Raw genomic sequence first — 6,815 nt, 5'->3', positions numbered from 1 at the left:
TAGTATCACCACGTTTCTTTTAGTTGCAAAAACACAGACTTTAGTAGATTATAAGCCTTTAGAAATTACTTAAAAAATTAATTGTTGATGAGAAGATATAGTTTTATAATAGCACTATTTTGCGGGATATCTGTACTCTTTGCTCAGAATGAAAAAGAGTTGCAAAAAGCAAAAGAAATGTATAAGAACTTTGCTTATGTTGATGCTATAAAAATATATGAAAGCATTGCTAAGAAAGGATTTGTGAACCAGGATATATTAGAGAATCTTGGTAATTCATACTACTACAATGCTGAGTATAAGAAAGCACTGCCTTGGTACAAACAGCTCTTTGAGAATAAGAAATACAAGGTTAAACCTGAATATTACTATCGTTATGCACAAGTACTAAAGTCGGTAGGGAAATATGACGAAGCAGATAAGTTAATGTCTCAGTTTGCTGAGCTTACAGGCAATAATGATACACGTGCAGTACTTTATGAAGAGAACAAGGATTATCAACAAGTGATAGAAAGCAATTCAGGGCGCTTACAATTACACCCAGTGGACATTAACACAGAATATTCAGAATATGGGACAGCTTTTTATGGTGATAAGATAGTTTTTGCAGCAGCCAATAGCGGTAGGGCTTCAAAAGGAGGAGTATCGCAATGGACAGGAGAGAGTTTTTACGACCTGTATATAGCAGACCGTGATAAGCAAAAACTGACTAATAAGAAGCCTTTTTCATCAGCTTTAAATACAAAGTTTAATGAATCGACAGCTGTATTTACAAAAGATGGAAAAACGGTGTATTTCACGCGTAATAACTATGTAAATAAAAAGATAGGAACGAATGTAGAAAACACTATATTGCTAAAAATACTTAAAGCAACGAAAGATGAGAAAGGCGATTGGGGGAATATAGTAGAAGTACCCTTCAACAGTAACCAATACAATGTGGCACACCCAGCGTTGAGTCCTGATGAGAAGTATCTTTATTTTGCTTCGGATATGAAAGGAACTTTAGGGAGCTCGGATATCTTTCGCGTAGAGATTTTAGGGAATAACAAATACAGTAAGCCAGAAAATTTAGGAGATGTTATCAATACCTCAGGGCGAGAGTCTTTTCCTTTTATCTCTAAGAATAATGTGCTATATTACTCATCAGACGGCTTTCCAGGGTTAGGAGGTTTGGATATTTTTGCAGTAAAGTTTTATGAAGACGGGACAGTATCAAAACCGATTAATATAGGGAAGCCCGGTAATAGTGCTGATGATGATTTCTGTTTTATAATGGATAGCGATAGTAGGATAGGATTTTTAAGTTCTAACAGAGCAGGAGGGAAGGGTAAAGATGATATTTACAGTTTTTATGAAGAAAAACCTTTGTCTTTTGATTGTGAAAAGATGCTGAAGGGAGTATTGAAAGATGCTAATACCAAGAGTGTTATTGTAGATGGTCTTATTGTGCTATCAGATAGAACAATGAAACAGGTAGACACTCAAAGAACCAAAGAAGATGGTACTTTTGCATTTAAGAAAGTAGATTGTAAAGAATTATACTATTACCTGAGAGGTGAAAAAGAAAAGTATGAGACTTCGGAAGTGAAAATAATGATGGATAAAGAAGGAGATATCTTCTACGAGTTCTTGTTAAAACCAAGAGAAATAGCTATTTCAAAGGATACCGATTTAGCTAAAGTGTTTGAGATAAAAGAAATATATTTTGATTTAAACAAATCGAACATCAGACCAGATGCAGCGGTAGAATTAGCTAAGATTGTAGAGGTGATGAAACAATATCCTAAGATGAAGATAGATATTCGCTCTCACACCGATAGCCGAGCTACAGATGCTTACAACTTAGCATTATCAGACCGTCGTGCTAAATCAACCCTTGAATGGATAGTTAAACAAGGTATTAACCGCAAGCGCTTAAAAGCGAAGGGCTATGGAGAAACGCAGTTAGTAAATGGTTGCTCGAATGGAGTGCCTTGTACAGAAGAACAACATCAAGCCAACCGCCGTAGCGAGTTTATAGTGGTAAGTATGGAATAATATAAATATTGCAATAGAAGATTAGGAGTTATAAATTAACTCCTAATTTTCTATTTACTCAGTTGATATTACCTAATTTTTTATAACTATTTCCCTTTATCAATTTATGAAGAAACATATCTCTTTTATTTTATTTGCTATTCTTGTGAGTAGTATAATACAACCTGTTTGTGCCCAAAGTGAAAAAGAAGCTTTACAGAAAGCTGCTAATTATTACAGGAACTTGGATTACATACAGGCTATTAACGCCTATGAAAGTATAGCACGTAAAGGAATAGAACCCCAGGAGTTATTAGAAAACTTAGCTAATGCTTACTACTACAATGCCGATTATAAGCAAGCGAATAAGTGGTATGCAAAACTTTTTACGAATACTGATGCTAAGACAGGAAAACCTTACAGCATTAAACCCGAATATTATTATCGCTATGCACAAACATTAAAATCAGTGGAGGATTATGAAGCTTCAGACAAAATGATGGATAAGTTTGTAGCTCTAAAAGGGAATACTGATTCGCGTGCGGTTCTCTTTCAAAAGAATAGAGATTATCAAGCAGAAATTAAGCGAAATTCTAATAGAATGGTATTACACCCATTGCAGATTAATACTAATAAATCGGAGTATGGGACGGCTTTTTATGGAGATAATATAGTGTATGCTACCAGTAAAGGGGGTATTTTAAAGAAACGTGCAGATTGGACGGGAGATAATTTTTATAGTCTGTATGAGGCAACAACTGATAGTTTACAAGTTTTTAAGAAAGGAAAGCTCAATGGTATCAATACTAAGTTTAATGAATCGACAGCTGCTTTTAGCAAAGATGGAAAAACCGTTTATTTTACACGCAATAACTTTATACATAATGAAGTGAAAACTAATGGGGACGAAACTGTATTGTTGAAAATATTTAAAGCAACAAAAGACAAGAGTGGTAACTGGAGAGATATAAAGGAAATGCCTTTTAATAGCAATATTCATAGTGTAGCTCACCCTGCTTTAAGTCCTGATGGTAAATACATTTATTTTGCATCGGATATGAAAGGAACTATTGGAGCATCGGATATTTATCGTTCTAAGGTATTAAAAAATGGTTATGGGAAGCCAGAGAATTTAGGAGAACTTATCAATACTCAAGGTAGAGAGTCTTTCCCATTTATTTCAGATGATAATATACTGTATTATTCATCAGATGGTTTTCCAGGGTTGGGAGGATTAGATATTTATGCTGTAAAATTAGATGAGGAAGGCAACCCTACTTCTAAGCCTGTGAATGTAGGTCGCCCTGCTAATAGTGCTGAAGATGACTTTTGTTATGTGATTAACACTCATACTAAAATAGGTTATCTCACTTCAAACAGACCGGGAGGTAAAGGAAGTGATGATATTTATAGTTTTTATGAAGAAGCTCCAGTACAATTCTCGTGTAAACAAGCTATTAATGGTGTTGTTAAAAATGCAAAGAGTTCAGAAGTAATAGCAGATGCTAAAATTACATTATTAGATAAATCTTTAAGGGTAATAGAAGAACAGACTTCGAATAAGGAAGGTGCTTTTAGTTTTCTTTATACTTCTGACTGTAAAGATGAACAGCTAACTATTAAAACAATAAAAGAGGGCTTTTCTTCTGATGAACAAAATGTTTCTTTAACAGGATTAAAAGACGTATATGCCGAAGTGTTGCTAACACCTATTGTTGAGAAGAAACCTATAAAAATAGGGGATGATTTATCAAAGGAATTAAAGATAGATAATATATACTTCGATTATGATAAAGCTAATATTCGCCCAGACGCAGCTGAACAATTGGCTAAGATAGTAAAAATAATGAAAGAATATCCTACTATGAAAGTAGATGTGCGCTTGCATACCGATAGTAGGGGGTCTGATAGCTATAACTTAGCTTTGTCACAAAGACGTGCAAAATCAACAATTAAATGGCTTATAGCTCACGGTATTCACAAAGATAGGATTACAGGTAAGGGATATGGTGAAACGCAATTAGTGAATGGTTGTGCTAATGGAGTGCCTTGTACTGAAGAACAGCATCAAGCAAACCGCCGTAGTGAATTTATTATTATATCGATGTAAGAAGAGATCTTCTATAAAATAGGAGGGAGGTTATCAGAAATGATAACCTCCTTTTTTATAATGTTGCTTCAAAGATTTCTTTAAAATGAGTGAGGATACGTTGTTTTACTTCTTCTGTATCCACTTTATCTTTTGCTAATTCCACATTTAGGGACGTTACGGCTTTACCGCGAATACCACAAGGGATAATATTATCAAAATACCCCAAATCAGTATTGACATTTAGGGCAAAACCGTGCATTGTTACCCAGCGAGAACAACGGACTCCCATTGCGCAAATTTTACGAGCAAAAGGCGTTCCTACATCAAGCCATACTCCTGTTTCTCCTTCACTACGCTCTCCTTTAAGACCATAGTCGGCAAGGGTACGGATAATCACTTCTTCTAAAGAGCGCAAATATTTGTGGATATCGGTGAAAAAGTTTTCTAAATCTAAGATAGGATAACCCACAATCTGTCCAGGTCCGTGATAGGTAATATCTCCCCCACGATTAATTTTATAGAAGGTAGCCCCTTTTTTCTTTAGTCCCTCTTCATCAATAAGTAGGTTCTCGATATGACCGCTTTTGCCAAGTGTATATACGTGAGGGTGTTCTACAAAAAGAAAATAATTGGTAGTAGGTAAGGTTGTGCTATTAGCTCTGTTACTTGTTTTTTGAGCGACTATCTCTTCAAAAAGGGACTCTTGGTAGTCCCAAGTTTCTTTATAATCTTTATTACCTAAATCCTTAACGATTACTTGTTTGTTCATAGATTGTTTGAATATTCCCCTGACGAATATCGCCAGTGTTATAACCTTTGGTAAACCAATATTTGCGTTGTTCAGAAGTGCCGTGAGTGAATGAATCAGGGACTACGTGTCCTTGCATACGCTTTTGTATAGCATCATCACCTACTGCGTTGGCTGCACTAAGAGCCTCATCTATATCATCAGCATCTAAATATTTTTGGTTGTGATGAGCCCATACTCCTGCATAGAAATCGGCTTGTAACTCTTGTGCTACTGACCATTTGTTGGCAGCTGCTTTAGAAAGCCCTTGTTGTTTTTGGCGTACTTGCTGTGAAGTGCCTAAAAGCGTTTGGATATGATGCCCCACCTCGTGTGCCATTACGTAGGCAATTGCAAAGTCACCGCCTTTAGCTCCGAAGCGTGTTTTGAGTTCTTCAAAGAAATCCATATCCATATAGAGCTTTTGGTCGGCAGGACAATAGAATGGACCTACTGCAGAAGAGGCAGTCCCACAGCCTGTGTTTACATTAGCAGTAAAGAGTACCAAGGTAGGTTTTTTATAAGCACCTAAACCATTTTGAGCAAATACTTTATCCCATACATCTTCGGTATCGGCGAGTACTGTAGCGGTAAATTCGCCTATTTTCTTTTGTTCAGGGGTGAGTTCAACACGTTCGACTGCTTGTTGAGTTTGATTGCCTCCTGCAACTTGGTTTACTACTGAGGCTACTTGTTGCCCTGTTTCACCTCCAAAAAGTTGTAACAATACAATGATGACACCTACGATACCACCACCTGCGATAAGACCACCTTTTCCGCTTATTCCACGACGGTCGTCTACATTGCTACTTTGTCTTCTTCCTTCCCATTTCATAGTTTATCTTGTTTTATTTTGGTGCAAAGATACATCTTTTCTCAATATGTACAATATCCGTTTACAATAAATGAATTCCGTTTTTATCGCATAGCTGAACCATATCATCTGTCCATATTGATGCTTGCACTTCACCGATATGAGCTTTTTGCAGGAGCAGCATACAGATGCGAGACTGACCAATACCTCCCCCAATAGTTAAGGGTAATTCACCGCGTAATAGCATTTGATGATATTCTAACTTCTCACGTTCTTCTGATTTTGAAGTTTTCAGCTGAGAGCGTAGAGAGGCTTCGTTTACTCGAATGCCCATTGAGGAAAGCTCTAATGCGCTATTTAGTACAGGATTCCAAATAATGAGGTCGCCATTGAGTTCCCAATCGTCATAATCAGGAGCTCTATTGTCGTGTTTTTTTCCCGAAAGGAGTGTTTTACCTATTTGGGTAATAAAAATAGCTCCTTTTTCTTTAGCAAAACTATGTTCGCGTTCAGAAGGTGATAGGTTAGGGTATATATCTTCTAATTCTTGTGAACTTATAAAAGTTATTTCACGAGGTAGGAATACTTTACATTTGGTGTATTCTTTTACTAATAAGGCTTCTGTTTCAAGAAAGGCACTATACAACTGCTTTACGGTTTGTTTGAGAAAGGATAAAGTGCGCTGAGAGGGAGTAATCACTTTTTCCCAATCCCATTGGTCTACATAGATAGAATGGGTGTTATCTAATTCTTCATCTCGGCGGATTGCATTCATATCAGTATAAATGCCTTCGCCTGCTGTAATACCATAGCGTTTCAGTGCTAAGCGTTTCCATTTGGCAAGTGAGTGGATAATTTCTATCACTTCGCCTTTGTAATCTTTCATTTCAAAGCTAACAGGGCGTTCTACTCCGTTGAGGTTATCATTAAGACCTGTGGAGCGTTTCACAAATAATGGAGCCGAAATACGTGTGAGGTTTAATGCACGTGCCAGAGACTGCTCAAAACAGTCTTTGATTAGTTTTATAGCCCGTTCAGTATCCATTATACCGTAGGGGGTGTTATAATTTTTAGGAATAATAATAGTCATTATTAGACGATAA

The 6,815-nt window shown here is 36.5% G+C and carries 5 protein-coding genes; 2 read left to right on the top strand and 3 right to left on the bottom strand.

Annotation, left to right across the window (positions count from 1 at the left end):
- The first annotated feature begins 87 nt into the window (after positions 1-87).
- Positions 88-2,040 carry an OmpA family protein gene (locus RCZ04_RS05545; protein ID WP_460484964.1) on the top strand — a complete coding sequence of 651 codons (1,953 nt, stop codon included), beginning with the start codon at positions 88-90 and terminating at the stop codon, positions 2,038-2,040.
- Between the two features lie 106 nt (positions 2,041-2,146).
- The gene (locus tag RCZ04_RS05540) at positions 2,147-4,129 is read left to right on the top strand and encodes an OmpA family protein (RefSeq protein WP_460484963.1); all 1,983 of its coding nucleotides are present in this window, start codon (positions 2,147-2,149) and stop codon (positions 4,127-4,129) included.
- Positions 4,130-4,184: 55 nt separating this feature from the next.
- On the opposite strand, the gene lipB is transcribed toward RCZ04_RS05540, so the two are convergent.
- The 3 genes from lipB to asnA form a co-directional block, all read right to left on the bottom strand.
- A complete protein-coding gene (lipB, locus tag RCZ04_RS05535) occupies positions 4,185-4,880 on the bottom strand; it encodes a lipoyl(octanoyl) transferase LipB (RefSeq protein ID WP_460484962.1) in 696 nt (231 codons plus the stop codon).
- On the bottom strand, positions 4,858-5,733 hold the full coding sequence (gene ypfJ, locus RCZ04_RS05530) for a neutral zinc metallopeptidase (protein ID WP_460484961.1): 876 nt from the start codon (positions 5,731-5,733) through the stop codon (positions 4,858-4,860). The genes lipB and ypfJ overlap by 23 nt, the downstream gene beginning before the upstream one ends.
- Before the next feature lie 61 nt (positions 5,734-5,794).
- Positions 5,795-6,802 carry an aspartate--ammonia ligase gene (gene asnA / locus RCZ04_RS05525; RefSeq protein ID WP_460484960.1) on the bottom strand — a complete coding sequence of 336 codons (1,008 nt, stop codon included), beginning with the start codon at positions 6,800-6,802 and terminating at the stop codon, positions 5,795-5,797.
- Between the last annotated feature and the right edge of the window lie 13 nt (positions 6,803-6,815).

The organism is Capnocytophaga sp. HP1101 (assembly GCF_054772415.1).
The sequence above is the reverse complement of the archived record's forward strand: the minus strand, read 5'-3'. Positions and strand labels throughout refer to the sequence as shown.

Bases quoted from the DNA above. Each gene is read 5' to 3' on its own strand.
- RCZ04_RS05545 (WP_460484964.1), top strand. From the start codon at position 88: ATGAGAAGATATAGTTTTATAATAGCACTATTTTGCGGGATATCTGTA.
- RCZ04_RS05540 (WP_460484963.1), top strand. From the start codon at position 2,147: ATGAAGAAACATATCTCTTTTATTTTATTTGCTATTCTTGTGAGTAGT.
- lipB (WP_460484962.1), bottom strand. From the start codon at position 4,880: ATGAACAAACAAGTAATCGTTAAGGATTTAGGTAATAAAGATTATAAA.
- ypfJ (WP_460484961.1), bottom strand. From the start codon at position 5,733: ATGAAATGGGAAGGAAGAAGACAAAGTAGCAATGTAGACGACCGTCGT.
- asnA (WP_460484960.1), bottom strand. From the start codon at position 6,802: ATGACTATTATTATTCCTAAAAATTATAACACCCCCTACGGTATAATG.